Consider the following 25,591-nt stretch of genomic DNA (forward strand, 5'->3'; position numbering starts at 1 on the left):
GATTAAATTATTGTGTGATCAATTTCAACATCTGATAAAGAGACGAAGCGGATCTCCCCTTTATAGTTAATCCAGATCCCGGTCCAGCCGTTGCTGTCATAGCCAAGAAACTCGGCCTGGGGCGATTGCGGGTCAAGTCCTTCAAACGGTTTTCCGGTATAATTCAGCAGCGTTCCTGCCGTTAAATGTTGTTTATTCATCGATGTTTTTTTAAGGTAATAAAATACGGTTTTTCAGGACCCTAGGCCGCCGGCTTCCAGATCTTGAAAACATTTTCGTAGCGGCTGCCGCCATCCCTGATCAGCAAAGCAATATCCTCCTGTCTTTCGGGAAAATATTTTTCTACCAGTCGCTGGATCCGCAGCAGGATCGCGCCCAGCCTGGACTCGATTGCAGCTAACGGCATCTTGACTTTAATGATCATATCCTGGAAATAAACCTCAGCTTCCTCCCGAAGTTCTCTTTCCAGCATGACCGCTACTTGTGCATGAAATTTTTTCTTCAAATTTCTTTTCATAACGCCAGTTTAATGCGATAATAAATTGGTCAATAAATTAAGATTGAACAACATTATCGTCTATTACAGAAATATAACCGTTAATAAACAGGAAATATTCGGCGACTACCAGAAGGCATGAAAAGGATACAGGAGAAACCTGTGATACAGAATCTTATAAACAGATGAAATTTGGGGCGTGTTGGCAAGTACCGGATATTGGAGGTCGGGCTGTTGAATTGTCACAGTCTCCACATATAAATCCGGCGAATAATTCAGTTGTTGCTGAAAATTAAACCCTGTATGTAATACCTCACCTGAAAGCTCTGCAGCTAATTGCCTTGCATCCTTTAAGGCCGCTGCTTTCAGGGTAAATGAGTGGGTGGTTGAGGCCGGGGCAGCATAAGAACTAACTGTTGATCCTGAAAGGATAAACACAGTTAATATTCCGAGAAATAGCTTCAAGCCCTTTGACATATATACAAATATAACAGAATATCTGATCATTTCACCAACTTCTGCGCCCGCATTAGGTTATCGGCACCTTGCAGCAGCTTGCCTTTCAGTTTAGGGTTAAGGTTAGGATGCCCCTTTATGTATGCGCTTACCATATCAGCAACTTCACTGGTTTGATAATTGCCCAGCGTGGCATTGATGAACGACTGCGGGAAAAAGATATCGCCCGTAGCCCGGATCTCCTCCAGCAGGTTCAGGCTTTCAGGTACATATTTTACCGAAGTGCTTTGCCTTAACGGATGATGCAGATAACTTAACGCGGATAGCACCCAGGCTTCCTTCTCCCGGTTTTTGCGTTCCTTCAAACTATTGAAAAAAGCAGCGCGCTCTTTTACATCTGTTGATAGTGCCGGCATCAGGAACTCGATACGCTTTTTACGGTTGGGATCTTTCACCCGCTCTTCCTGTTGCTTCAGCACCTGCGTTACAGTGTCACTTTTCAGGGCTATCTGAAAGGCCATGCCTGTGTAATCATCTTCGTTTAGTTTCACACCTTCGGGAGGGGTTTGCCTTTTCCAAATGTCGTAGATGCGTTGGGCAGCTGCCTTGCTCTGGTAAATACCTTGATAGGTACTGAAAAGAATTTTCTTAATGTTTGGGGCCGATTGCTGTTCCATGGCGTTCCAAAGGGTTTGCTCCAGTACTTCGGTGTTAGCATTACGTACGGCCGGGCTAATAAACTCCCAATAAATACTGCTGATATAGCCTGTAAGGACTCGTATGTTGGTTTCCTCTTTCTCCAGGTCCAGGCCTTTTTCGAACAATTTCATCAGTTCAGCTGGAGCGTAGCCCTGACCATTCAGCATATTTTCATAGGCGTTGATGTAAACAGAAGCTCGTTGTATCGGGCTTTTTAATGCAAAAAGCTGATCGGCCAAAAGATCATGATCAAGCGGAAATAGCCCGTATCCCAAACCGTTAGAATTATAAACAATGTAAAGCGGCCTCGCCATACCTACAGCAGTACTAAGCTGCACAGTCTGTTCATTCAGGTTAACCGGGATGCTTTCCTGATGATCTGCATAAACCAGTGTCACTTCAAAAGCCTGCGGCCAGATCCGTGCAGCGCCGGTTTCGGGGCGTTGGGCCAACGTAAAACTGCTGATCTTTCCATTTGTATACTGCACATCCGCAACAATTACCGGGCGACCTGTTTCATTTACCCAAACATTGTTCCAGGCGTTTAGATTGGCCTGGGTGTGGTGGCCCAAGCAGGTTATCAGATCGGGCCAGGTGGCATTCTGATAGGCATATTTCTTTAGGTATTCGTGCACACCGGCCTGGAAGTTTGCAGGCCCTATCAGAGTTTCGAGCTGACGCATCATAATAGGTGCCTTGTGGTAGATGATATTCCCATACATCGACCCGGCATCCTGCAGGTTATCCAGTTGCTGACGGATTGAATTGGCACCGGCTGTACGGTCAATACCATAGGCAGCAGGGTAATGATCCCGTAGAAACTTGAGGTTAAAGGTTTCTTTGCCCATCAATTTTTCCGTCACCTTGTCGGCCATAAAATTGGCAAACACTTCCTTCATCCATACATCGTTAAACCAGCGCATGGTCACCAAATCGCCAAACCACATGTGCGCGGTTTCATGCGAGATAAGATTGATACGTGCGATATATTGATCTTTGGTAGCAGCATCGTCCAGGAAAAGGGCCGATGCCTCGTACTGCACTTCGCCGGGATGCTCCATACCGCCGAACTGAAAATCCGGAATGGCCACAAAACCCACCTTTTGAAAAGGGTATTTGATCTGCGTCCAGTCCTCCAAAAAAGCGATAGCATTTTTGTGCGCCTCAAATACAGAATCAACGCTTGATCTGATCTTTTTCTCATCTGTCTCGCGATAAAGAAATTCAGCATTACGACCGCCAATAGTTTCCCTTACAGCAATGTATTTGCCAGCAGTGAATGAAAACAGATAAGTGGGCAATTTATCACTGGCTGTAAAGTGGTATTTGATATACTGTCCACTTACTAACGAATCCTTTTTCGAGCCGTTACCCAGCACCTTCCATCCTGCCGGGACAGTGAGCGCCAGCGTAAAATTGGCTTTCAGATCGGGTTGATCAAAACAGGGAAATACCTTGCGGGCATGATCTGGCACAAACAGTGTATATAAAAATTCATCGTTGCGGTTAAGTGAGGCATCACCTGGGATAAAATTTATAACTACGCGATTGGCACCTTGTTTAAGGGTTTCGGCAGCAATAAGTAAGTGCTCCTGTCGCAGGTTGATGGATACAGGATTGCCATTTACTTCAATGTTTTTTATATGATCAGCTTGCTGCTTAAAATCAATCTGCAAAGGTTGCGCATCTTTCCTTAACGTGAAGTTGATCACCTCCGCAGCATTAATGGGGGCATTTTTGCGATCAGGGATCTGAAAGTCCAGGCTATATTGAATGTTACTGATAACTGATTTACGGTGTTCTGCCAGTTGCAGCGATACGCCAGGTTCGACAGGTATATTTTTCTGTTGGGCAAAAGCAAATGATGACTCCAGTGCAAGGAGTAAAATAGCGGCAAAAGTGATTTTCATATCAGACAGGACTAATATAGCCATTCCGGTAATGCTGCGATCCTTTGCCTATAATTTTTTGTTCATTAGTCAGATGTTGTTACGTTTTCGATGAGATGAATAGTAAAAGCACCGTTCAGTTTTCACTTGAACGATGCTTTGACCTGTCGGTGAACAATGAAGGCTCAAGCCTTGCGGCTAACTATTGTGAAACCCTAAGCGGAACCCCCTCTTTTATTTCATCCGTTGCATTTCTGAGCAGTTCATTGCCGATGGTTAAGTTTCCATAAACTTCCACGCTATCAGCATTTGCCCTGCCCCTTTTTACATCCACCCACTGGGCTTTACCATTAACTACCCGAATAACGAAAACACGCTGCGAGTTTTGTGCGATAGCACTTTGTGGTACAATGAAATTTTTCTGATCGTTTGTTAGCTGTAAGGTTACCTGTGCAAACATTCCGGGTAATAAGATCTTGTCATTGTTAGGGATATCCATTTCCATTTGCTCCGACCTGAGTTCGTCATTCATACTGCCCGCCATGCGGTTCACTACTGCTACAAACTGTTTACCCGGCAAAGTTTTTACTGTAAAATGAACGGTGTCTTTATCTTTAAAGTAGCTGGTGGCAGCCTCGGGCACAGCTACTACTAATCGTAGTTTCTTTTGTTCCTGAAGTGTCAGCATCGGCTTGTCCGAATTTTTATCGGTTGGGGCAACATAGGCGCCGGTGTAAACATTGCGCGAGCTGATAACGCCATCAAAAGGAGCCCTAACCTCGAGGTAGTTTCTTAGGTCGGCTGACAACTGATAGGCTGATCTGGCGGCAAGCAAAGCAGAACTATCAGAGCTCATCTTGGCGTGTGCCATATCCAGGTCGTTGGGCGAAATGGTGCCCGGCATCTTGCTTGTTTTTAACAACCTGTCGTAGTTGGCCTTACTGCCCCTGTAAATGGCCTCTTTTGTATGCAGGTCTTCTTGTGCCTGTTTCAAAGCAGCCGTCATTTCCGGCGCTTCAAGGGTCATCAATAATTGACCGCGGTGAACTTCACTGCCTATATCAACCGTCATTGTTTTTATAAAGCCGTTAACCTTGGCATACATATCAACAGTTTGGTAAGGACGTAACTCGCCCGGAATGCTCATGGTTGTATTCAGTGTGCCCGGAGTTAAAGCGAACACCTGTAATGCAGGTGCGGGCTGCGTAACAGTTTGTGCCTGTTTGCTCTGGCAGGATGCCAGTAAACCGCCTGCTAACAGAGCTAAAAATGCATATTTTGTTTTCATGATTGTTTTATTGAGTTATTGGTGATTGTTTATCGTAAAAAACACTGTGTACATCGTCGGGATCTAAAGACACCGCGTTGGTGCTTGCTTTCCGCCTGATCATATAAAAGATAACCGGCAGTATAAACAGCGATACAAAAGTTGAGGCGATGAGTCCGCCGATAACAGCCCGGCCCAGCGGCGCTGTTTGTCCGCCGGCCTCTCCCAGGCCTGATGCCATAGGGATCATACCGGCTATCATGGCAATGGTAGTCATCATAATAGGCCTTAACCGAAGCTCCGTGGCTTCAAGGGCCGACTCCATGGCGGATTTACCGGTTAGCCTGATCTGCTCGGCATTGGTTACGAGCAAAATACCGTTAGAAACCGATACCCCTACAGACATGATGATACCCATGTATGATTGCAGGTTAAGTGTTGAACCTGTTGCCAGCAAAATCAGCAGTGAACCAACTAAAACCGTGGGTATGGTGGTAACAACCGTAAATCCAAGGCCGAACGACTGATAGTTGGCTGCCAGTATCAGCACCAGGATAACCATGGTTATTAACAGGCCCGACTGTAAGCTGCTCAGCGTTTCATCCAGTAAGTTGGCAAGGCCCCGTGTTTCTACGGTTATGCCGCGGGGTGGCGCGCCTGCCTGCTTTAATACCGCGCTCACCGCTGATGAGGCAGAACCCAGGTCCTTTTTATAAACGTTGGCAATAACCGAAAGGAACCTGGTTGCCCCTTTACGATCATATTCACCTACAATAGATTGGTTGGTAAACGTACACACATCGCCCAATACGGGCCTCGGCCTGTCTTTAAAAATTGGCACACCCGCCAGATCATCAAGGCTGCCCATATCTGTTTGTGGGATTTCTACCTGCACCTCATAAGAGTTGGCGCTTTTTTCATCCAGCCATAACATTTTTTCGGTAAACCGACTGGAGGATGTAGCTTCAGTAATACTATTGGTTACTTCTGTCATCGTTAAGCCCATTTGTTTTACCTTGTCCCGGTCAATATTAATATGAATAGCGGGGTTCTTCAGCTGTTCTTTTATTTGAACATCCCTTAAAAACGGAACCTGTTTAAGCAGATCTTGCAACTTAACAGCATACTGATCGCTCTCCGTAAGGTCTTTCCCCATTACAGCTATCTCAATTGGGGTTGACGAGCCCTGGCTCATTATTTTATCGGTCAGATCGATGGGCTCAAAAGACAATTTAACATCGGGCATTTCATGGTGAAGCGCATTCCGAAGATTTTCCTTCACTTCCTCAATATCTACCTTGTAATCGGGACTAAGATTTACCTGCATTACAATTTCGTTGGATGCGCTCATAAACAAGATAATGGGCAATGTTGGAAAAGATGAAGGATGCTGCCCGGCAAATGCCGATATGATCTCCACATTGTTTTTGCCAACGGTATTATATAATACCTGCTGTGTTTTGAGCATTAAATTTTCGGTGGCTTCGAGCCTGGTTCCTTCAGGCGCACGGAGTCGAAGCTGGAACTGGCCGCTGCTTACCTTTGGCAAAATATCCTTGCCTATCCAGGTTGCACTAAAACCGATTATAACGAACGATATAATAACGTAGAGTATGACACTTACTTTGCTGCGGTTCATCATCCAGTTAGTGATTTTCAAACAGCCTGATTTGAAATGCTCAAACCGGCCATTTTTTTCTTTCTCTAAATCAGCGGCTGTTTTTGGTTCAGGTACTTTTAAAATCCAGTTAGATAATACCGGTACCAGGGTTTGCGACAATAAAAATGCAGCGATCATGGAGAAACCAACAGCCATTGATAAGGGCAAGAACATGCCTTGCGGAACGCCCGTCATAAAAAACGCAGGCACAAACACAGCCAGGATACACAATACGATCAATAGTTTTGGTAAAGCAATTTCCTCGCAGGCATCAGCAATAGCACGGGCCTTGGCTTTACCCATTTCCATATGCCTGTGAATATTTTCAATGGTAACTGTAGATTCATCAACCAAAATACCAATGGCAAGGGCCAACCCGCTAAGGGTCATAATATTTAGTGTTTGTCCGAAAAGTTTAAGGGCCAGCGTGCCGATAATAACCGACAGCGGAATATTAACAACAACTATAAAAGCACTTCTCTTATCGCCCAAAAAAATCAGGACCATTAATCCGGCCAAGATAGCGCCGGTAACGCCTTCGCTAATCAGGCTCTTCACAGCGTTAATTACATAAACGGATTCATCGAACTCAAACTTCAGGGTTACATCCGGCGGCAACAGGCTTTGCATTGCTGGTATCGCTTTCTTCAAATCCTGCACCACAGACCACGTTGATGCACTGGAACTTTTAATTACCGGGATATAAATAGATCGTTTTCCGTTGATATATGCGAACCCACTGGTAATATCAGCACCGTCCAAAACGGTAGCTACATCTTTTAAATATAATGTTGCGCCGTTTTGATACTGAAGGGGAATATTCTCAAAGTCTTTTACATGCTGCAGCACCGAATTTGAGGGCGTTAAATATGATGTGTTAGCTATGTTAATTGTACCCGCCGGCGAAATATGGTTATTGTCCTTTACTGCTGCCGTGATCTGGTCGGGTGTTAAATTGTGACTGCGCATCAGGTCAGGATTTACTTGGATCACAACAGTACGAGCGTTCCCCCCAATGGGCGGCGGCGAAGTTAAACCAGGAATTTTTGAAAAGTTTGGGCGCACATAGGTGCTGGCCAGATCCTGGAGCTCATTATTGGTGCGTTTCGGGCTGCTAATGGTTAACTGTCCTACCGGTAAGGTAGAGGCATCAAACCGGATAATAATAGGCGGCGGTGTACCCGGCGGCATTTCTGCAAACGCCCGGTTGGTGAGCGAGGTTACTTCAGCCGCGGCCTGGGCCATATTTGTGCCGTCATAAAAACTCAGTTTTAGAAGGCTCAGGCCCTGGATATTATTTGTTTCTACCGATTTGATACCGCTCACATAGAGGTAAAGGTTTTGGTAATTGGTGGATACAAAACCTTCCATTTGCTGCGGCGACATTCCGCCGTAGGGCTGTGAAACATAAATGGTAGGTAAATTAAGATTAGGGAAAATATCAATGTTAATATTCTTTGCAGCGATGATACCTGCCAAAACAATGCCTATCACCACTACCATAACGGTTATAGGTTTTCTTAAAGAACTTGAAATGAGGTTCATGACTTTATTTGATCTGGTTTAAGAAAAGGGTTAAATCGCCCGTTGAAGCAGCTATATAAAGCAGGGATTGCCATACCGAATTGCTTGCCAGGTCCTGGTCTGTTTCGGCCCGGTTAAGGTTATACAATGTTTGGGTTACGTCAACAATATTGGCGAGCCCGTTTGTATAAAGCATCTTTTTTTGCTGATAGGCATCGTTAGCAGCTTTTAGCTGGATAGGCGTTTCTTTATATTTTTGCAGGGTATTTACCAGTTGTTTATTTGCTTCCTCAAGCTGATTGGTCAGGTTGGTTTCCTGGTAATGGTACTCATTGGTTAACCCTTCGGTATAATAGCGCTGGCTTTTTAACCGGGAACTAACCCGGCTCATATCGGTAATATTCCATGTAATGCCTATACCAACAAGGTAATTGCCCCTTACCGGCTCAATACCATTCAGATAGCTACCGCTGAAATCAGACAGGTTGCCTGCGCTGTAACCAGTACCAAATCCTGATCCCCTTTCCTGAAAAGCCCCAAACAAGGTAACCTTAGGCAGCCTTGTTTTTGAGAGATATGCAGCGGTAAGATCGCTGCTCATCACGCGTTTGCTGTAATAATCAAGTAATGGGTGAGCGCTGATATCATAAACTGGCCTGGCAGGGAGCTGAGCTGGAATTGCGGAAACAAAACTGCTGTCTAAAGTAAAATCCTGATGGGTAATGCCCATTTGTATGGCCAGGTCCCGGGCCTTGCCCTGCTCAAATGTTATAGCATCAGTTACAGCTATGCGGGCTTTTGCTAATTCTGCATTAGCTATCGAGCTGTCGACACCGGCATTAAGGCCGTTTTGGGTTCGTGCCAAAATCACATCCCTCAGCTGTGATACCCGCCACAAATTCACATTCATAGAATAATGCAGCCGCTGGGCAGCCAGCAGGTTAAGATATGCTCCGGCTACTTTGGTTTGCAGCTCAAATGTGGTTTGTTTAAGGTCTGCCGCATCCACGTTGTATGTGCCACGGGCATCAGCAACATGCGCTTTTTGAAGTCCGAATGAAAAGAGGTTCCAGTTAATGTTTGATGAGTAAAAAGCGGCGAAAGCGGCGTTCCAGTTTTGTGAGCCCGAAACCGGCCCGGATGTAATGGTTATGTTGCCGGGTATACCGGAAGCAAGCCCGTTTAGCCCGTTAATTGTGCCATAGGCCTGTTGTGCGGAAAGGGTAACATCAGGCAGGCCATCCCTTTTAGCGGATGTTATCCCTTGTGAAGAGGCATTGGCATAATTTGTTTTAGCTTTGATAAGCTGCTGCCCGGCCAGTGCAGTTTGCAATGCTGTGGGCAGCGTTAATACCGGGTCACTACCCTGAGCGCTGGCTATAGGTACTCCAACTGCAAATAAGATGCAGGTCATGAGCAGTTTGTTAAACGCTTTCATGAAAAAATTATTAAAATATGATCAATAGGCTTTATAAGCCATGAATAAGTTTTCAGACTAATTGCGCTCGTTACCCGGCAATAAGCAGGTAAAGGCCAATAGGAAGGATGAGAAATTATTGAATGGGAGGCCCTCTTAAGGGCAGGAGTCTGACGTGTTCGGCCAGATCAAGCTTTTCCAGGTATGGAATACTCCGGCTTACAGCTATAATAAACGGCAGAAACCGGAAGTTTATAAACGGAACATGTGGAATATCAAGCGCATCGAAATGTTGCGTATAACATTGTAACTTACAGTGAACGATGCCGGCCCGGATCTGTACGCCATGCGCACCTTTGAAAGAGGAAAATTCCGTTTTCCCCTTTTGAAAGAACCCGGCATACCGTACCAATACCCTCCCCTGCAGACCAATAAAGATGGCTGTAATGAGAATAAGCTTAAGGCTGGTGTTCAGTAACTTTTTCATTTGGATTGCAAATTTCTAATCTAAATTTGTACTCATTCTGAATTTTATAGCTCAGGGATTTCCTCCCGAATGTTTTTCCTCTTAAAATTTGATGAAGCTAAAATAAGGCCACCGGGAAGGCTTTTGAGTGGAGATTCGTTGAACAGGCAAATACTATCGTTTAACGCCTTTTTTTTTCATCCGCCTTAACTATTGAAGAAAAGCATATCGGTTGGTATACATTTTAAAAGCAGACGTATGCAATTAGTGGCAAAAAAGAAGTGTTAATAAAATAAACGTTTTCATTTAAATAGAATACACTACTCCGCAATTAAGTCTTTATTTTAAGTGAGTAACCCCGCGTTATAGTCTTGAAGAAGAGTGATCCTTTAGGTTCGGTAAAAATATTCTACTCCAAAATCAATTTTAGAATATTAGAGAGCACCGGGTTGTGGTCATCTGCGCGCCAGTTTACATATAAATCGGTTTGAAAGGGAAGTCTGATAAATCTTAATCCGGGGCTTTCATGATACATGTATGAATCGGGCAGGATGGCGATGCCAAGTCCCTTTTTTACCATTGCAATTATGGTCGACCCAAATTCGGAATGCATAAAAACATCGGGCACTAAATCGAATGACTTAAACAACCGCTGGATAATGTCACTATAGCTACTGCCTTCGTCTTTTACAGGTAAAATAAACTTTTGCCCTTCTAATGTTTCTTTCGACAGATCTTCAACAGATCGATAGGGATGATCCTCCGGAACAACAATCGACAAATGATCGGTATAAATTTTTTTCGATTGGATCCCCGGCGCATTATTATTGTCCCTGGTGATGATCAGGTCAATTTTATAGTTCCTGAGAAATTCCTGTTGATTCTCGTACATTAACTGCACCAATTCTATCTGAAGCTTAGGCAATGCCTGAGCTATCCGGGCCATGATCTCCGGCATGATCGAACCGGAAATTGAATCGGGATGTGCAATTCTGATGGTTCCGCTTTCGCCCAGGTGTATTTGCCGGGCAAACTGATGAATAAACTCAAGTTTATTTAATTCCGTTTCCCACTTTTCTTTCAGGAAAATGCCTGCAGGAGTTAGTTTAACATTACGCTTATTGCGCTCAAATAATTGCAGGCCCAGCTCTCTTTCCAAAGCCTGAATATGGCGGCTTAGCGCCGATTGGGTAATATTCATCTTCCCGGCGGTATTCCAAAAATGCAATTCCTTTGCCAGGGCCAAAAAATATCTGATTTGCAGTAAATCCATTAATGCAATATATGCATTAATGAATGACAAAATAGCATTTTATAGCATTTAATACAACCATATATTTGTTCCATGGAAACCCTTACGATTAAACAGATAACGGAAAAAGACCTGGCTAAGCTTCAACAAATCAGTATACAAACCTTTCATGAAAGCTTTTCGGCGCTCAATTCCGAAGAAAACATGAACGACTATCTTACAACGAGCTTTTCTTCCGAAAAATTATCTGCCGAACTTGGTAACCAATCATCCCAATTTTACTTTGCCATAGTTGAGGGCGAGGTTGTTGGCTATCTGAAGCTAAACTTAGGAGAGGCACAAACGGAGATCAAAGATGATCAGGCACTTGAAATTGAGCGGATCTACGTACTACAGGCCTTTCATGGAAAAAAGGTGGGACAACTGTTATATGATAAGGCCATTCAAATTGCTGAACAGATCAACGCAAGCTATGTATGGCTTGGGGTATGGGAAAATAACCACCGTGCATTAAGCTTCTATAAGAAAAACGGCTTTGTAGAATTTGACAAGCATATCTTCAGGCTGGGTACCGATGAACAAACAGATCTGATGATGAAAAAAAATCTGATAAATAATTAAATGATGGGTAAAAAAAACGTTTTCCTTTTCCTGCTGATATTAGGCACTGCCTTTTGGGGCATATCTTTTTCTATAACCAAGCTGGCTATCGGGCAAGCTTCCTCGTCTACTTTTTTATGTTATCGTTTTTTAGCTGCCACCCTGATCCTGTCTGTCATATTCTGGAAGCATGTCAAAGCTATCACCTTGGACGCTCTTAAAACAGGAATATCCTTAGCCCTGCCACTCACTGCCGGTATCTGTTTACAAACGTCAGGCATTAAATATAGCACCGCTTCACAATGTGCTTTTGTTGCCGGGATGTGTGTTGTCATCATTCCGTTGCTGAAAATTATCTTTTACAGGGCTGTCGCCCCGGTCAAGATCTGGATTGCCGCCTCAATTGCCCTGATGGGTTTATTTGTCATTTCAATCAAGAAAGACCTCTCCATCAATATCGGGGACCTATACACAATTGCCGGTTCCTTTGCTTTCGCCTTTTACCTGATCAAAGTCGAGAAGCACTCCAAATCCCGGAATATCGTAAGCACCATTGTGCCTATGTTCGCAACCTGCGCGGCTATTACCGGTTGCCTTGCATTATCAGACAAACAGGCCAACTGGCTGCCGGAAAGCAATTCATTTTGGACAGGTATCATATTCTGCTCACTGTTTTCGACAGCATATATGTACACCATTTCAAACATCGCTCAACGCTACATCAGTGCCGAAAGGGTATCCATTATTTATCTTTTTGAGCCGGTGTTTGGCGCGATAGCTGCGTTCTTTATTTTAGGTGAGGAACTCTCCTGGCGGTTGCTGCTGGGTGGTAGCCTGATCCTGGCGGCTACCCTCATCTCTGAACTTAAAACTCCCGGATGGTTAACTTCGCTAAGAGATAACGGCTAACGGGGTGGACTTGGCTTAATAACTACTTCGATTGATATTACTCGTACGTCGATTAGTTTTTGCTCACGGTCTATTATTGCTTATTAAATTTTTGATTATGGGTTCCTTTGCTGGAATAAATATCAAAAATGAAAAAACTGTCCCTCTTCATATTGCTCTTTACGGTGCTTTTTGCGGCCCATGCAAACGCTACTGCGAAAACTAATGCGATACTTAACCGTACCGAATCAGGCTCTGGTATCACGGGCGTTGTACTCGATTCCGTAAGTGGCAAACCTGTTGATTACGCCACAGTGACCATTATTGACCAGGCCAGCGGCAAAATTATTTCCGGTTCGCTCACCAGTACCGACGGTAAATTTTCTATCGGGAAACTAAATGCGGGCACCTATCGCATCAAGGTCAGCTTTTTGAGCTACGCAGATCAAACCATATCAAGCGTTAATTTGGCCGATGGAGAAACAAAAAAGCTTGGACGCATCCTGCTTAGTCCTAATGCTAAAGTTTTGAATGAAGTACAAGTAACTGCAAAAAAGGCTTTGGTTGAAGAAAAAATCGACCGCACGGTTTACAATGCCGAAAATGACCTCACTGCGCGTGGTGGTGACGCTTCTGACGTTATGAAACGTGTACCGATGGTTTCTGTGGATATGGATGGCAATGTAAGCCTGAGGGGCAGCCAAAATATCAAAGTGCTTATCAATGGCAAACCATCGGCCATGATGTCGGCCAGTGTTGCGGATGCGCTCAAGCAAATCCCTGCCGACCTGATTAAGAGTGTTGAAGTGATCACCTCACCATCGGCTAAATATGATGCTGAAGGCTCGGGCGGCATCATCAATATCGTGTTGAAACAGAATACACTTCAGGGGCTTACGCTTAATATCAACAGTACGGCCGGTACCCGTGGATCGGGCCTTGGCCTTAATGGCGGGTATAAAGTAGGTAAGTTTAACTTTTCGGTGGGCGGCTTTGGCCGTGGCAGCTACAATTCACCCGGTTCCTTTACCAACAGTCAAACGGTGAGCAGTCTTACTTCAAACGATACCTATCTAACCACACAAAGCGCCACAACCAAAAATAAATCACTGTTCGGCAGATATAACCTGGGCATGGATTATGATATCAGCGAGCATAACTCGCTCAGTTTAGGAGTAGTGATAGGAGCAAATAACCGGCCTTCTACCCAAAATAACTTCCTGACGCAAAGTTATCTAAATGACGAACTTACCAGTTCTATGCTGCAGCGGAACGAGATCACCAATAATTCCAACCAGGTTGACGCTACGTTAACCTATACACTCACAGGCAAGAAACCCGAGCGGGAGTTTAGCATCCTTACCGAATACAGCCAGAATACCCGCAATAACAATTTTGAGAATATCTACCTCGATCAAAGTAACGGCTCGGTAACTGGTGGCCTTAAAAACAATAATAACAGCGTGAATAAGGAGCTCACTTTTGAGGCCGATTACCAGACACCTACATTCAAAAACCAATTGTTTGAGTTTGGCGCTAAAGACATCATCAGGACTGTAAGCAGTGATTATACCTATTTTTCGGCTGCTGATGGCTCTCTTAATTACCAGCCTATCTCAGCAGCTAATTTGTCAAACGCGTTTAGCTATAAGCAAAATGTAGCGGCCGGTTACCTTTCGTATACGCTATCTCCCATTAAAAACTATACGTTAAAAGCAGGTGCCAGGTATGAGTACACCAATATCACAGCCGATTTCAACAGTGGCTCGTCGGTTACTATCCCTAACTATGGGGTGTTGGTGCCCAGTGTAAACCTGGCCCGTAAGTTTGATAACGGGGATATGATCAAATTTGGTTTTACCCGCCGCATCCAGCGGCCATCGCTTGAGTTTTTAAATCCTAATATCCAGGCCTCAAACCCACTTAGTGTTACAGTAGGTAACCCTGCACTTTCGCCCGAGTATACCAATAACTTTGAACTGGGATACAGTACCCATATCAAAAATAATAGCGTCAATGTATCTGCCTTTATGCGTAATACCAATGATGCTATTCAAACCATCAGAACATCCAGTGGTGATACTATCAGAACTTCGTACCAAAACCTCGGAAAACAGAATGCTTACGGATTGAGCCTGTCATTCAACCTGTCGCCAATCAATAAGCTAAGCATCAATGGTGGGGTTGATCTGTATCACCTTAGCCTTGATAACCAGGACCCTGATCCATTGTTTCGTGCTAACAACCAGGGTTGGGTAGCCAATTATCGTTTATTTGGTAGTTATGATCTGTCGGATAAGTATTCTATCCAGGCTTTTACTTTCCGTCGTTCGCGCCAGATCCAGTTACAGGGCTACCAGGGAGGTTTTGGTGTATATAACGTTAGCTTTAACCGGTATTTTGCCAAGAAAAAGGGCAGTATCGGTATTGGGCTCGATAATTTCCTGACCAGTGGCTTCCACGTACCAACGGTGGTTAATTCCGGCAATATCAGCCAGCAAGCTGTTAGCATAACACAGATAAGGAGCTTTGAAATCAGGTTTAGTTACCGTATTGGCGGGCTTACCCAGGCTAAGCCTAAAAAACCTAAAAAGACCATCAACAACGATGACCTTAAGGATAGTGGCAACAACAATAGCAATAATTAGACTTTTAACAAAAAAAGGCCCGCAATGCAGGCCTTTTCTTGTTAATCACATCTGATCACTACCAGCCTTATGGCTTGGCAGTTGCCTCAGGAAGCAATTGCATGCGGATGTAATTTTTACCGCTCAGGTATTTTTGAGCAGTGGCTTTTACGCTTTCTACAGTTACGCTGTTCAAATCCTTAGTATAGGTATCCAATTGGTGCAGGTCTTCTTTGTCGTTGATCTGTCCACCTATATAACCCAGCCAGAAACCGTTGGTGCGCACTGCCGTTTCCCTGCTGCGGATACTTTCGGCGCGCCATTTATCGATGTTAACCTGTGCCGGGCCGTTGGTTTTGATCTTGCTGATCTCATCAAGTGTTGACGCTACCAATTTGTCGGCATTTTTAGGGTCACAACCAAAGTAAACGAATATTGAATACCGTTGTGTAGGGAATTTACTGTTATTGGCAAAAGCACCCGGCGAATAAACGCCGCTTTCATCCTCCCTTAAACGTTCGATCAACCTGATCTCCAAACACTCTTTCAAAGCATCCAGCTGGATCTTTTCGGCAGCATTGTATTCAAACGGGCCCGACCAGATCAAATCAACCGTGGCTTTAGGCTCCGAACCTTTATATACGTTTTTAGCTATCTGCCCTTCGGGGATATGGATGCCCAGGTCTTTAGCTTGCTCGCCAAGGTTTTTAGCCGGTAATGAGGCTATGTATTTTTCAAGCAACGGCTTAATTTTTTCAATGTCGATATTACCTACAAAGGTGAAGGTCATGCCCGATGCATCGGCAAAACGCTCTTTATAAATAGCATACTCGCGGTCAAGACTGATCTGATCGATCTTGGCAATGCTCGGACCTGTACGACGAACGTTGTGATTACCCAACACAGCACTTAAAGTATCCTGAAAAACAGCATTAGGATCATTCAGTCTGTTGGCAAGCCCTGCTTTTGAGCTGGTAATAATTCCCTGGAACAGGTCGGCATCTTTACGTGGCTCGGTTAAATAACCGTAGATAAGTTCAAACGCGGTTTCCAGGTCTTTAGGAGTTGAACTGCCACTAACACCTTGCGTGCGCTCGCTGATATATGGACTAACACTTAACTGTTTACCCGAAAGGTATTTTTCAAGCTGTGTAGGATTGTAATTACCTACCCCAAATGATTCCACCATACCTGAAGCATTTTTAGCCGACTCGAAATCAGCATCGCTATAAAGCGAAGTACCACCCGGTGCCGAAGCGCTGAACAAGATCTCGTTATCTTTAAAATCGGTTGGTTTAAGTACAACTTTAATACCGTTACTTAAGGTTAAGGTAGTAGTACCCAATGTAGCATCTTTGGTTTCGCCTGTGATTTTTCCTGCAGCTGGAGCATTAGCTAATAGTGGCTGTTTACTTACCTCATCATTATAAGGTTTCAGATCTTCAGTTTCAACATCTTTTATCCAGGTATTAACTACCGCTTCGGCCGGAAGGGTTGCTTTATCCTTTTCCGGTGCCAGCAGCATCACGTCACGATTAGTGTTTTTAATTGATGTTTTGGTAACCGCATTAACCTCGCTAAGCGCTATGCCTGGCAAGTCTTTTTTTACCAGATCATACTCATAGCTTATGCCTGGTGCCGCAGTTCCTTTTAAAAAGTATTGCAGGTATTCGTTAACGTAACTATCGGAGTTGGTTTTGTTTTTTTCTTTCAGCGAGGCTTCCATATCGCTCAGGAAGCTTTGTTTGGCGCGGTCAAGCTCGGTTTGGGTAAAGCCAAAACGTTTGATCCTTTCGGTTTCACGCCAGGCGGTTTTGAAACCTTTTTCCAGTTCGCCGGGTTTGGCTACAGCATATACGCTATAGGTATCCAATCCGCCTAAAAAGCCGCTCAGATCTGCACCTCCCTGTAAATATGGAGGATTAGCCTGGCGCATGATTTCAGCATAACGTGCACCAGACATCCTGTTAAACAAACCGCGAATAATGCTTTGACGATATTCAGAAGCAGTATGCAGAGCAAGCGCTTGTTGCTTCATAAACACCTGGGCTACGGTTACCGTCATTTCCTTATCAGTGATAGCAATGAACTGATTTTGGCCCGTTAATGGCACCGTATATTTGGTACGCGGCTTTTCGGCAGCAGGTTTCTTTAGATCACCAAACTTTGCTTTAACCGTTTTCTCCATCTGATTCACATCGATATCCCCCACTACGATCAAAGCCTGTAAATCCGGGCGGTACCAATCATGATAAAAACGCTTAATGGCTTCGGGCTTAAAGTTGTTCAGCACTTCATCGGTACCAATAGGCAGGCGTAATGAATAACGTGAGTGGTTCAGGATCACCGGCAGGTAAGCCCGTTGCATCCGCTCCTGCGCACCTTTACCCAAACGCTTCTCTTCCAGCACAACGCCGCGTTCTTTATTAATTTCAGTAGGATCTAAAGTAGCGTCCTGTGCCCAATCGCGCATGATCTGGATACCATTTTTCAGGATCTCCGGATTATCCGACGGGATAGGAAGCTGGTACACCGTTTCGTCAAACGAAGTATAAGCATTTAAATCGGCCCCAAAACGTACACCCGATTTTTGCAAATAGCTTACCAGCTCATTCTTTGGGAAGTTTTTAGTACCGTTAAAGCTCATGTGCTCCATAAAGTGAGCAAGGCCTCGCTGGCTGTCATCTTCCAGTACCGAACCAATTTTGTTGGCAAGGTAAAAGGTGACACGTTTTTTAGGCTCTTCGTTATGGCGTATGTAATAGGTAAAACCATTAGGTAGTTTGCCGGTACGCACCGCAGGGTCAAGCGGCAGGTTCTTTTCGGCTACAGCTTTGGTTATTTGAGGTTTACTAACCTGTGCCCAGGTCGGCGCTGCCTGAAACGACCAGCTAAGCGCAAGACCTACGCTGGCCAATAAAATAGTACTTCTTATGTTTTTCATATTTTGTTTATCGGGTTAGGATTTAGCGCTAATTTAAAAAAGAGCCGGTATTAAACCGGCTCTCCGGAAAATTAAATTAACTAAAACTAATAAAACGTCCTACCGGGACTTCTTTATGATAGCCAATGCTACCCATTTATATTTTTAACTGTTAAATATCTTTTTAAGCTGCGCATCTATATCCGCTGCCACTGGGTTTACTAAAACCACATTTCCGGCAGCATCAAGCACAATAGCAAACGGCACCGACTGGATACCTAAAGCATTCATCATTACCGATGCATCTTTGCCATCCTCGTATCTATCTATCCCCTGTTCCCATGGCATTGCCTCTTTTAACATGGCATTTTTCCAGGCCTTGCTGTTTTGATCAATTGAAATACTTACAATCTCAAACCCATTGGCGTGATATTTTTGATATAATTCCTTGAGGTGCGGAATAGCTGCCCGGCATGGCATACACCACGACGCCCAGAAATCAATAAGCACCACGCGGCCTTTTATTGATGATAGTTTGACGGCCTTACCATTCGGATCTTGCAGCGTAAACTCGGGCAACACTTTGCCAACCACCAAATTGGGATTGGTCACCACGGTATCTGCAGGCATCACCGTAAAAGCAGCTGCCTGTTTTACCCCGGCTAAGCCAAACACTACCATAGCACACACTGTTAAAATTCTTTTTTTCATGCCGATGACATTATAACACCTGTAGCTCAACTAATTTCCTTTTTGGAGGAAAGCATTTGTTATTGTCGCAAACCTGGTAGTAAAGTCCGCATTTAATTACCATACCCGGTTTAAGCGTGGCCGCGTCTATTTCGGTTTTAAAAGTTGCTTTATTTTCCCATACAAACATGCCTTCACCGCCGGTAAATGGTACGCCGGCAGAGCTTTGCCACTCAGTGCTTGTTATGCCCTGTGGCAACTCAATAACTGCCTGGGTTGGTATAAACGGACTATCTTTAGGTACGTATGCATAAATATGCCATCCATTTAAAATAGTAGCGTCAACTACTACCTCTTTTTTCCCCGCTGCACCATCAACCAGTTTCGCGCTAATCGCTACCGGATCGGCAAGGGTTGGCACAGCGGCATTTGCAGTTTTGCTACCGCCCGATGTTGCCGGTGCAATTGCCGCTGTTTCGGTTTTATAAGTATTCACCATGAATTTGAAACCGCCCGATTCAGTGTAATAAAGATTTGCCTTGTTTTTGGTCAGCCAATCACGCCATTCTTTGGCCGATGCGAATTTTTCGGTGGTATATCTTTCCAATACTCTTTGCGCCAGTGCAGGCTCCTCCCCTTTTTCAAGCATTTTGATGCATTTTTCAAGCAGCTCTACTTTGCGATTCGAAATACCCAGTTTTTTGGCATCTTCATCAACCTGTAAAGAGTATGCATCAAGCGGGTAAAAGTATTCAAGGTTGGCAAGGTAATATTTATGATAAGCTGTTGTATTGGTACCAAACATATCGTACATACCGCTGCCCGTCCAGCCTTTCAGATAATCTTCAAAGCTTTGCATCTCATCGGTTACAGGCATTTTCAAAAACATTTCGTTGCCTCTGCCAATATCCTCACCTTTTGCTTTCCTGTCCTTAAGTTCCTGTTGCATTTTGAGCAGACGGGCGTTGCCTTCTTTCCGCGCTATTAACGCTTTTTCGTACAGGCCCTTATCCGCGCGGTAGATCATTTCGTTTACCCATTCGCGGTTCTCGATCTGCACCTTTTTCATGATGGGTTTCTGATGATCAAATTTCTTGATGTAGCAAACAGTATTCACCAAAACATCCTTAGCTTCATCGGTCATGTGATCAGGCGAACCGGAAAAACCCCACATAAAGTAATTACCCTGGCGCCCCAAGGCCACCGCTTCGGCATTTTTCAGACATACACCACCGCTTATAGCTTCTGCATCGGGCGAGTCATTAAACCCTTCGCCGTGGGCTACCATGCCTATAATATACTTATCTTTTGCAGCGGGCTCTTCTTTGATCACCTTCCACATAGGCAGTTCCTTTGGCGTGGTTGCTCCCTGGAAACCATTAAAAAACGATCCCGGTGTAGGTCTGTTAACCAAGGTTAGCTTAACCTTTATCGGCGTATTAAATATGGCATGGTTTGTTTTGATGTTCAGCGCATCATCCTCCAAACACTGACAATACCAATCGAACTTGAGGCCGATTGGCAACCCCACGTTAGGCGCCATTTCATGCATCAGGATCATAGGACGGTCAAAACCGGCAGGCAACTTTACCGGACCAGCATCAAGAATGGTAACATCCGCTTTATCTGACATAGCGGCGTCGTAATCCCGTACGTCAATTACCTCCACCTTATCAAAGCGACTTTCAAGGAACGCCTTAAAATCGGCCATCCGGGTTTTGTAAGCATCATCAATTGCACCTGCCGATGTGCTATAATAGTTGATATGTTCAGGTTTAGGTTTTGAGGGATCATATCCCACATATAATACTTTAAGCGATATTTTATCTGTACCGTTTTCAGCTATTTTACCAAAGGCGATGCTATGTATCAGGATACACAACAGCAGGAGCAATAATTTTTTTTTCATGACTCGGTTAGTTATTAAAAAGTTCGGCAAGCTTAGCATTCAGTGTTTCATGCGGCTTATTAAGCTTACCAATATGGTCGATAATGCTAAAGTTGGCTTTTGGGGCTGATGCTATAAATGTGAACAACATGGCCGGCACCGATAATTTTAATTTCATTTTTTACTTTTTGACTTTTAAAAGCCGTAAACAATTAAATATACCCGGTACTGTCACAGTTCCGGGTATAGATATTAAAGAGCGGGATTTATACTATAAGCAACCCAAAGCTCATCAACCGTTTTACCGGTTAATGATTTCCAGGTTTGATCTGAGTAGGTGTTATCACGGCAAGCCTGATCCAGGCTTTTTACTATACCTGCCTTAACGTGCTTATCAAGCCAAACCAGGAAGCGAGCTGTAATTTTGTAACTACCGGTATAGCTCTGATCTGCACTATAAGCCGGCAAATACCAGCCTGCAGTTGCATTATCGATCCCGAGGGTATAGCGGGCGTAGTCGGCAATTCCTTCAACCAACCAACCGGGATTATTTCCTTTGTAGGCTTGTACTATGTGCATTACTTCATGGGTAACTACGTCCAGATCTGTAGGGGTTGCAAGCATCCATTTCGGATTAACGCGTACTATAGCATTTCCGGTTTCGGCCACGCCTGTATATGATGGATCAATATTGAAATGAACTTTTACCGCTGTTTTAGGATTATAAATCGCCGACTCCTCCGCATAAACCTTAAAAAAAGCTTCAATCATTCGTTCTTTTACTTTATTCCCTGCGTCGGTAGCAAAATCGGGGGAGTAATTGGTAAAGATCAATGTATAAGGCCCCCTGGTAATCGAATCTTGTGACAGGTAGTCGTGAAAAACCGGCTTAACCTGAGGTTTATCCTGATTACCAGCCAGTTTACTTTTATAGCAAGCGCTAATTAAAGTCACAGCTGTTGCCATCAGCACAAAAACTTTCGTGCTGCTATTTATTATTTTCATATGGTTTGATAGGTTAGTTGCTATTTAATAACTATGTCAATTGGTTCGCCAGGTATGCCACTTATTGTTTTAGTGATGTTGCCGGTTTTGGAAATACTTACATCAAGAGTATAAACAGCCCCGCTCGCGCCAACGGTAAGGGTATTATCGTCCATACTGATCTTGATCATCGATATTTTTTTGCCGCCAAAATCCGCATCAAGCTGCCTTATATCTTCATTAATAGGATTATAGCGATATATTTTCCCTTTTGATGAAAAATAGAACACGTTCAAGCTATTAACCACCCATTTGGTATCGTCATCAACTAAGGTGCTGCCTTTAAATGTGCGTTTGCCCAAACCCCTAAATGTCCTGTCACTCCCCATAGGATAGCTGAAACTCAGTTCGGTTATGGTGCCTGCCGCGGTTTTAAAGAAAGCGTAAGATGGGCCGCCCTCTATAGGTTTCATGAACAACAGATTATCGTATCCTACATTTTTGGGATCAAAACCGGTACTTGCGGTATCAACTTTGTAGTTAGTACCCGAATAAGTACCATCGGCACCAAATGTGATAAATACTTTTCCCTTAAGATCGTAACCAATAAAAAACGAGCTGCCGTGCGTAAAATATTTCGACATATTATAATCGCCGGCTTGTGCATTTGCAAACTTGCCGTAGTCATCAGCAAAGGGCGCTGTAGATGAAACACCAACGTATAGCTTGCCGTTGATCACGCCTGTTGGTATTGTTCCCATTTGTACCGGGCCCAAAAACGGTTCAAGATACCCTGAGCTGATCACGGCAGGCGGTGAGAAGAACTGCGATGAAAAATCCGTCCGCTTCAATAATGTACTGGCATCAAGCACTACCCCGCTTTTATTAGGATCATTACTTAATACCCAGTATTCCTCTTTGGTATTAGGTTGGTAAACCAGTGGTTTTGAGTAATACAGTTCAACCGGGTTTACAGGCAGATCATCCTTATTAAGCGATTTATAGATATCGCCCAATATCGTTTTATCGGGTTTTACAAATGATAGTTTAGTAACCCCGTTATCATTACTCAACACTATGCTACCCGCCGAAAACTGGGTTGTACCCGTTATTTTGAAAGGAAAATTGTAAAACAACCCATTCCGTTTATCGGTGATTATAAGCTTGCTGGTACGATCGCCAGGACCTAAATTGTAAACCATTTTAAGCGGATAGCCCTTGTAAACCGCTTCCCGGAGTTCCTCCTGAACGGTGATATGCCATTCAAAATCAAGATCCTTAAGCGGGTCGGCACCGGCAAGGGTAACCTTAGGCTTTATAATAAGGGTATCACCCAGCAGGGCCGCAATTGTGGCGTTATTAATACCGGCAACTACCGGTTCTGAAGGTGGCGAGTATACATAATTGCCCAGGTCTTTTTTACATGAGGTATAAAGTACCGTTATGAGCGCCAATATAGCTATCGATTTAAATTTCATGACCTAAGTGTTTAATTGATAATAACCTGTTGACCATTTTCATCAACAAAAAAATACCTGCCTGCCTGATCGTAATACTTGAGGTAAAACTTCTTATCGGGCGAAGAAGAATTATAAAAATCATAATCCTTACTTCCATTAGCCCTCTTGGTAAGTACATAACCCTTTTCCGGGTATCGCGCTACCCAGGCAAATGGATCGTTCACAAAAGTTCTCACATTGTCTATGTAATAAAGCGTACGCGGGATCTGGAGATAAGCATTCGGTTTTGACATATCAACAAGATCGATGGTGCCCGAAGAAATCAGGAATAACTGGTGTTTTATCCTGCTATAAGTACCAAGGTTACCCATCCAGTAAATCCACCAGGCCGGTTGCTCCAGGCGTGCCGAATAAAGGATAGATCTTTTTCTTAACATCGCCGGCAGCGACGAGTCAAAATCCTGCCCGCCAGAAACCATTATAGTGAGCATTACCGATTTATTTGCAAGCTCAGGGTCACTATTCTTAATGATCACCGGTACTTTTATGGTACCCGAGTCAGCAGGCATAGTGTAGGATGGCTTAAGCGCTTCATAATGCAAACCCGCTTTGGCTGTAGTAGCCGTGTCAACTACGGTTATCGCAAATTTCCTTTCGTTTTTTGACCTTTGTCCCGAAATAATTACCGGAACCCAGATAGTATCCTGAGCCAGGGTAGGATTATAAGCAAAAGAATAGGTTAATATCGAGGTATCCTGTTTTTTGTCTTTATCCTTATAATTCAGGTAAATGTTATCCCTGGAACCATATGTGAGTAACTGGTCTTTTTTGCAGCCAAAAAGAACTGCAACGGCCACTAAAACATAAAATATATTTCTTTTCATTGTAATAAATGGTTTGGGATCAATTATTATAAGCTGCTTCGTCGTCAGGAACCGGGAACACGTATATGCTGTTTGATGCAGGATAAACCTGGCCGTTACCCGCCACTATGTCAAGGTTCAACCTTTTATACATATAAAATATCTGGCTCTCGCCATAAAATTCTTTACGGGCTTCTTTAACCAGCTCATTCATAAAAGCCGTTTTGCCTAAAGTTGCAGGCAAGGGATCAATAATGCCGCGGTGCGTACGTACGGTATTTAAATACTCAATGGCTTTTGTTGGATTGCTATCGTAACTTGCCTCTGCCGCTATATAGTATGCTTCGGTTAAACGAAAAGCCGGCGCCATAAGGGGGTGCAGGTTTATCTGCGGCGAACTGTTAACTAAATATTTAACCAGGTAGCTGCGGTTTGGCGTTACGTCAGTAGCTGTAAAAAACCATTGCCTGTAGCGCCAGTCTTCGGCACCAACGGTGCTTTTTTCATATATATTATCCAACTGTAGTGGTGTTGGCTGATATTGTGCAGTATTTGTCTGGCTGAATAATTTAACAAGTGCGTCATTATCATTGGCGAACGGCGCATACCAGCCAAATACTAACTCATTGTAAAATATCCTGTCTTTTTGCGCAACGTTATTGTTAAAAGCATCATCCTTTTGTGTCCAGGGAAACTTGTTGGCATTTATTACATCATTTGCATTTGAAAGCGCATTTTGATAATCATTTTTGTACAGATAAACCCTTGCAAGCTCACCGCACACGCCATAATAATTAAGTCTGTGCCTGCGGTTTTGCAAAAACAAAGTATTACTTGTAGTTTCTGTTTGCTTAGTTCCTGTATATCCGGCGGGATAAGTTTTATTGGGGTAACCAACAATATAAGCTGCCGAAATAATAGGATCAGTATTACTTAACAGCGTGCGTGCATTGCGCAAATCAATTATAGCATAGTTAATTACATCGCTAACCGATGAAAAGGGCGTACTTTTAATGCTAACATTAGTAACATAAGGTATCCCTTTGCTATTGGGGTTGTATTTATACGAAGCGGCAAACATGCGTAAAAGATCAAAATGAAGATACGCGCGCAGCGCAAGTGCCTCACCTTTGATGATAGCATAGTTGTTACCCGAAAACACAGCCTTTTGTTTGTCTATTACCTGGAGTATCTCGTTACAGTTGCCGATAGCATTGTAAACAGCCGACCAAATCTGGCTGTTCTTATCTTTTAAAATGCTCTGCTTGTATTGAAAAGAAGCAATCTTTTGATAATCGGTATTAGAAAACGAATAGTTTTGCGCCATGATGTCAAGGTTACTGAACGTAAGGTTTCCTGCATACAAATCTGCTTTTGTGCATCTTGCATAAACCCCATTTAACGCCTCCTCAAATCCATCTTCAGTATTAAACAGCTGCTCCTTCGCTACATCAGATTCTGGCTGTACATCCAAAAACTTTTTACATGATGTAAACACCAGCAATGGAATTATAAAAATTAAATATCTCTTCATGGTTATGT

The 25,591-nt window shown here is 43.8% G+C and carries 20 protein-coding genes; 3 read left to right on the forward strand and 17 right to left on the reverse strand.

Going from position 1 to position 25,591, the window contains the following annotated elements; genetic code table 11:
* Nucleotides 1-2: 2 nt before the first annotated feature.
* The 9 genes from AC1DUD_RS07935 to AC1DUD_RS07975 form a co-directional block, all read right to left on the reverse strand.
* The gene (locus AC1DUD_RS07935; protein WP_477373343.1) at nt 3-200 is read right to left on the reverse strand and encodes a hypothetical protein; all 198 of its coding nucleotides are present in this window, start codon (nt 198-200) and stop codon (nt 3-5) included.
* A 41-nt stretch (nt 201-241) separates the two neighbouring features.
* Nucleotides 242-517 (reverse strand): hypothetical protein, encoded by a 276-nt coding sequence (locus tag AC1DUD_RS07940; protein ID WP_477373345.1) that lies wholly within the window; start codon nt 515-517, stop codon nt 242-244.
* Nucleotides 518-622: 105 nt separating this feature from the next.
* Nucleotides 623-973 (reverse strand): hypothetical protein, encoded by a 351-nt coding sequence (locus AC1DUD_RS07945; protein ID WP_477373347.1) that lies wholly within the window; start codon nt 971-973, stop codon nt 623-625.
* Nucleotides 974-999: 26 nt separating this feature from the next.
* Entirely contained in the window at nt 1,000-3,561 is a 2,562-nt protein-coding gene (locus AC1DUD_RS07950) for a M1 family aminopeptidase (RefSeq protein WP_477373349.1), read from the reverse strand.
* A 181-nt stretch (nt 3,562-3,742) separates the two neighbouring features.
* Nucleotides 3,743-4,828: an efflux RND transporter periplasmic adaptor subunit gene (locus AC1DUD_RS07955; protein WP_477373351.1), complete on the reverse strand. Its 1,086-nt coding sequence runs from the start codon at nt 4,826-4,828 to the stop codon at nt 3,743-3,745.
* Nucleotides 4,829-4,835: 7 nt separating this feature from the next.
* Nucleotides 4,836-8,012, reverse strand: a complete 3,177-nt coding sequence (locus tag AC1DUD_RS07960; protein ID WP_477373353.1) for an efflux RND transporter permease subunit — start codon at nt 8,010-8,012, stop codon at nt 4,836-4,838.
* Between the two features lie 4 nt (nt 8,013-8,016).
* The gene (locus tag AC1DUD_RS07965) at nt 8,017-9,429 is read right to left on the reverse strand and encodes a TolC family protein (RefSeq protein ID WP_477373355.1); all 1,413 of its coding nucleotides are present in this window, start codon (nt 9,427-9,429) and stop codon (nt 8,017-8,019) included.
* A gap of 115 nt (nt 9,430-9,544) precedes the next feature.
* On the reverse strand, nt 9,545-9,895 hold the full coding sequence (locus tag AC1DUD_RS07970; RefSeq protein ID WP_477373357.1) for a hypothetical protein: 351 nt from the start codon (nt 9,893-9,895) through the stop codon (nt 9,545-9,547).
* Between the two features lie 388 nt (nt 9,896-10,283).
* Nucleotides 10,284-11,147, reverse strand: coding sequence for a LysR family transcriptional regulator (locus tag AC1DUD_RS07975; protein ID WP_477373359.1), 864 nt, complete (start codon nt 11,145-11,147; stop codon nt 10,284-10,286).
* Between the two features lie 72 nt (nt 11,148-11,219).
* Here AC1DUD_RS07975 and AC1DUD_RS07980 point away from each other — a divergent pair, with 72 nt between their 5' ends.
* The 3 genes from AC1DUD_RS07980 (at nt 11,220) to AC1DUD_RS07990 (ending at nt 15,262) form a co-directional block, all read left to right on the forward strand.
* Nucleotides 11,220-11,747 carry a GNAT family N-acetyltransferase gene (locus tag AC1DUD_RS07980; protein WP_477373361.1) on the forward strand — a complete coding sequence of 176 codons (528 nt, stop codon included), beginning with the start codon at nt 11,220-11,222 and terminating at the stop codon, nt 11,745-11,747.
* Entirely contained in the window at nt 11,748-12,635 is an 888-nt protein-coding gene (locus AC1DUD_RS07985) for a DMT family transporter (protein WP_477373363.1), read from the forward strand.
* Between the two features lie 128 nt (nt 12,636-12,763).
* Nucleotides 12,764-15,262, forward strand: coding sequence for a TonB-dependent receptor (locus tag AC1DUD_RS07990; RefSeq protein ID WP_477373365.1), 2,499 nt, complete (start codon nt 12,764-12,766; stop codon nt 15,260-15,262).
* Nucleotides 15,263-15,329: 67 nt separating this feature from the next.
* On the opposite strand, the gene AC1DUD_RS07995 is transcribed toward AC1DUD_RS07990, so the two are convergent.
* From AC1DUD_RS07995 to AC1DUD_RS08030, 8 genes are all read right to left on the reverse strand, one after another.
* On the reverse strand, nt 15,330-18,185 hold the full coding sequence (locus tag AC1DUD_RS07995; protein ID WP_477373367.1) for a M16 family metallopeptidase: 2,856 nt from the start codon (nt 18,183-18,185) through the stop codon (nt 15,330-15,332).
* A gap of 144 nt (nt 18,186-18,329) precedes the next feature.
* Nucleotides 18,330-18,875 (reverse strand): TlpA family protein disulfide reductase, encoded by a 546-nt coding sequence (locus AC1DUD_RS08000; RefSeq protein WP_477373369.1) that lies wholly within the window; start codon nt 18,873-18,875, stop codon nt 18,330-18,332.
* Nucleotides 18,876-18,885: 10 nt separating this feature from the next.
* Entirely contained in the window at nt 18,886-20,763 is a 1,878-nt protein-coding gene (locus AC1DUD_RS08005; protein ID WP_477373371.1) for a protein-disulfide reductase DsbD domain-containing protein, read from the reverse strand.
* Between the two features lie 7 nt (nt 20,764-20,770).
* Nucleotides 20,771-20,920 (reverse strand): hypothetical protein, encoded by a 150-nt coding sequence (locus AC1DUD_RS08010; RefSeq protein ID WP_477373373.1) that lies wholly within the window; start codon nt 20,918-20,920, stop codon nt 20,771-20,773.
* 74 nt (nt 20,921-20,994) lie between these two features.
* Entirely contained in the window at nt 20,995-21,747 is a 753-nt protein-coding gene (locus AC1DUD_RS08015; protein WP_477373375.1) for a basic secretory protein-like protein, read from the reverse strand.
* A 20-nt stretch (nt 21,748-21,767) separates the two neighbouring features.
* Nucleotides 21,768-23,204, reverse strand: a complete 1,437-nt coding sequence (locus AC1DUD_RS08020; protein WP_477373377.1) for a PKD-like family lipoprotein — start codon at nt 23,202-23,204, stop codon at nt 21,768-21,770.
* Nucleotides 23,205-23,215: 11 nt separating this feature from the next.
* Nucleotides 23,216-24,070, reverse strand: coding sequence for a DUF4843 domain-containing protein (locus AC1DUD_RS08025; RefSeq protein WP_477373379.1), 855 nt, complete (start codon nt 24,068-24,070; stop codon nt 23,216-23,218).
* Between the two features lie 19 nt (nt 24,071-24,089).
* Nucleotides 24,090-25,583 (reverse strand): RagB/SusD family nutrient uptake outer membrane protein, encoded by a 1,494-nt coding sequence (locus AC1DUD_RS08030; RefSeq protein ID WP_477373381.1) that lies wholly within the window; start codon nt 25,581-25,583, stop codon nt 24,090-24,092.
* Nucleotides 25,584-25,591 lie beyond the last annotated feature (8 nt).

It is taken from the genome of Mucilaginibacter sp. P4_A11 (genome assembly GCF_056402535.1).

Bases quoted from the DNA above. Each gene is read 5' to 3' on its own strand.
- AC1DUD_RS07945 (WP_477373347.1), bottom strand. From the start codon at position 973: ATGTCAAAGGGCTTGAAGCTATTTCTCGGAATATTAACTGTGTTTATC.
- AC1DUD_RS07970 (WP_477373357.1), bottom strand. From the start codon at position 9,895: ATGAAAAAGTTACTGAACACCAGCCTTAAGCTTATTCTCATTACAGCC.
- AC1DUD_RS07995 (WP_477373367.1), bottom strand. From the start codon at position 18,185: ATGAAAAACATAAGAAGTACTATTTTATTGGCCAGCGTAGGTCTTGCG.
- AC1DUD_RS07975 (WP_477373359.1), bottom strand. From the start codon at position 11,147: ATGGATTTACTGCAAATCAGATATTTTTTGGCCCTGGCAAAGGAATTG.
- AC1DUD_RS08005 (WP_477373371.1), bottom strand. From the start codon at position 20,763: ATGAAAAAAAAATTATTGCTCCTGCTGTTGTGTATCCTGATACATAGC.
- AC1DUD_RS08000 (WP_477373369.1), bottom strand. From the start codon at position 18,875: ATGAAAAAAAGAATTTTAACAGTGTGTGCTATGGTAGTGTTTGGCTTA.
- AC1DUD_RS07955 (WP_477373351.1), bottom strand. From the start codon at position 4,828: ATGAAAACAAAATATGCATTTTTAGCTCTGTTAGCAGGCGGTTTACTG.
- AC1DUD_RS07960 (WP_477373353.1), bottom strand. From the start codon at position 8,012: ATGAACCTCATTTCAAGTTCTTTAAGAAAACCTATAACCGTTATGGTA.
- AC1DUD_RS07940 (WP_477373345.1), bottom strand. From the start codon at position 517: ATGAAAAGAAATTTGAAGAAAAAATTTCATGCACAAGTAGCGGTCATG.
- AC1DUD_RS08030 (WP_477373381.1), bottom strand. From the start codon at position 25,583: ATGAAGAGATATTTAATTTTTATAATTCCATTGCTGGTGTTTACATCA.
- AC1DUD_RS07980 (WP_477373361.1), top strand. From the start codon at position 11,220: ATGGAAACCCTTACGATTAAACAGATAACGGAAAAAGACCTGGCTAAG.
- AC1DUD_RS07935 (WP_477373343.1), bottom strand. From the start codon at position 200: ATGAATAAACAACATTTAACGGCAGGAACGCTGCTGAATTATACCGGA.
- AC1DUD_RS08020 (WP_477373377.1), bottom strand. From the start codon at position 23,204: ATGAAATTTAAATCGATAGCTATATTGGCGCTCATAACGGTACTTTAT.
- AC1DUD_RS07965 (WP_477373355.1), bottom strand. From the start codon at position 9,429: ATGAAAGCGTTTAACAAACTGCTCATGACCTGCATCTTATTTGCAGTT.
- AC1DUD_RS07990 (WP_477373365.1), top strand. From the start codon at position 12,764: ATGAAAAAACTGTCCCTCTTCATATTGCTCTTTACGGTGCTTTTTGCG.
- AC1DUD_RS08010 (WP_477373373.1), bottom strand. From the start codon at position 20,920: ATGAAATTAAAATTATCGGTGCCGGCCATGTTGTTCACATTTATAGCA.
- AC1DUD_RS08015 (WP_477373375.1), bottom strand. From the start codon at position 21,747: ATGAAAATAATAAATAGCAGCACGAAAGTTTTTGTGCTGATGGCAACA.
- AC1DUD_RS08025 (WP_477373379.1), bottom strand. From the start codon at position 24,070: ATGAAAAGAAATATATTTTATGTTTTAGTGGCCGTTGCAGTTCTTTTT.
- AC1DUD_RS07950 (WP_477373349.1), bottom strand. From the start codon at position 3,561: ATGAAAATCACTTTTGCCGCTATTTTACTCCTTGCACTGGAGTCATCA.
- AC1DUD_RS07985 (WP_477373363.1), top strand. From the start codon at position 11,748: ATGATGGGTAAAAAAAACGTTTTCCTTTTCCTGCTGATATTAGGCACT.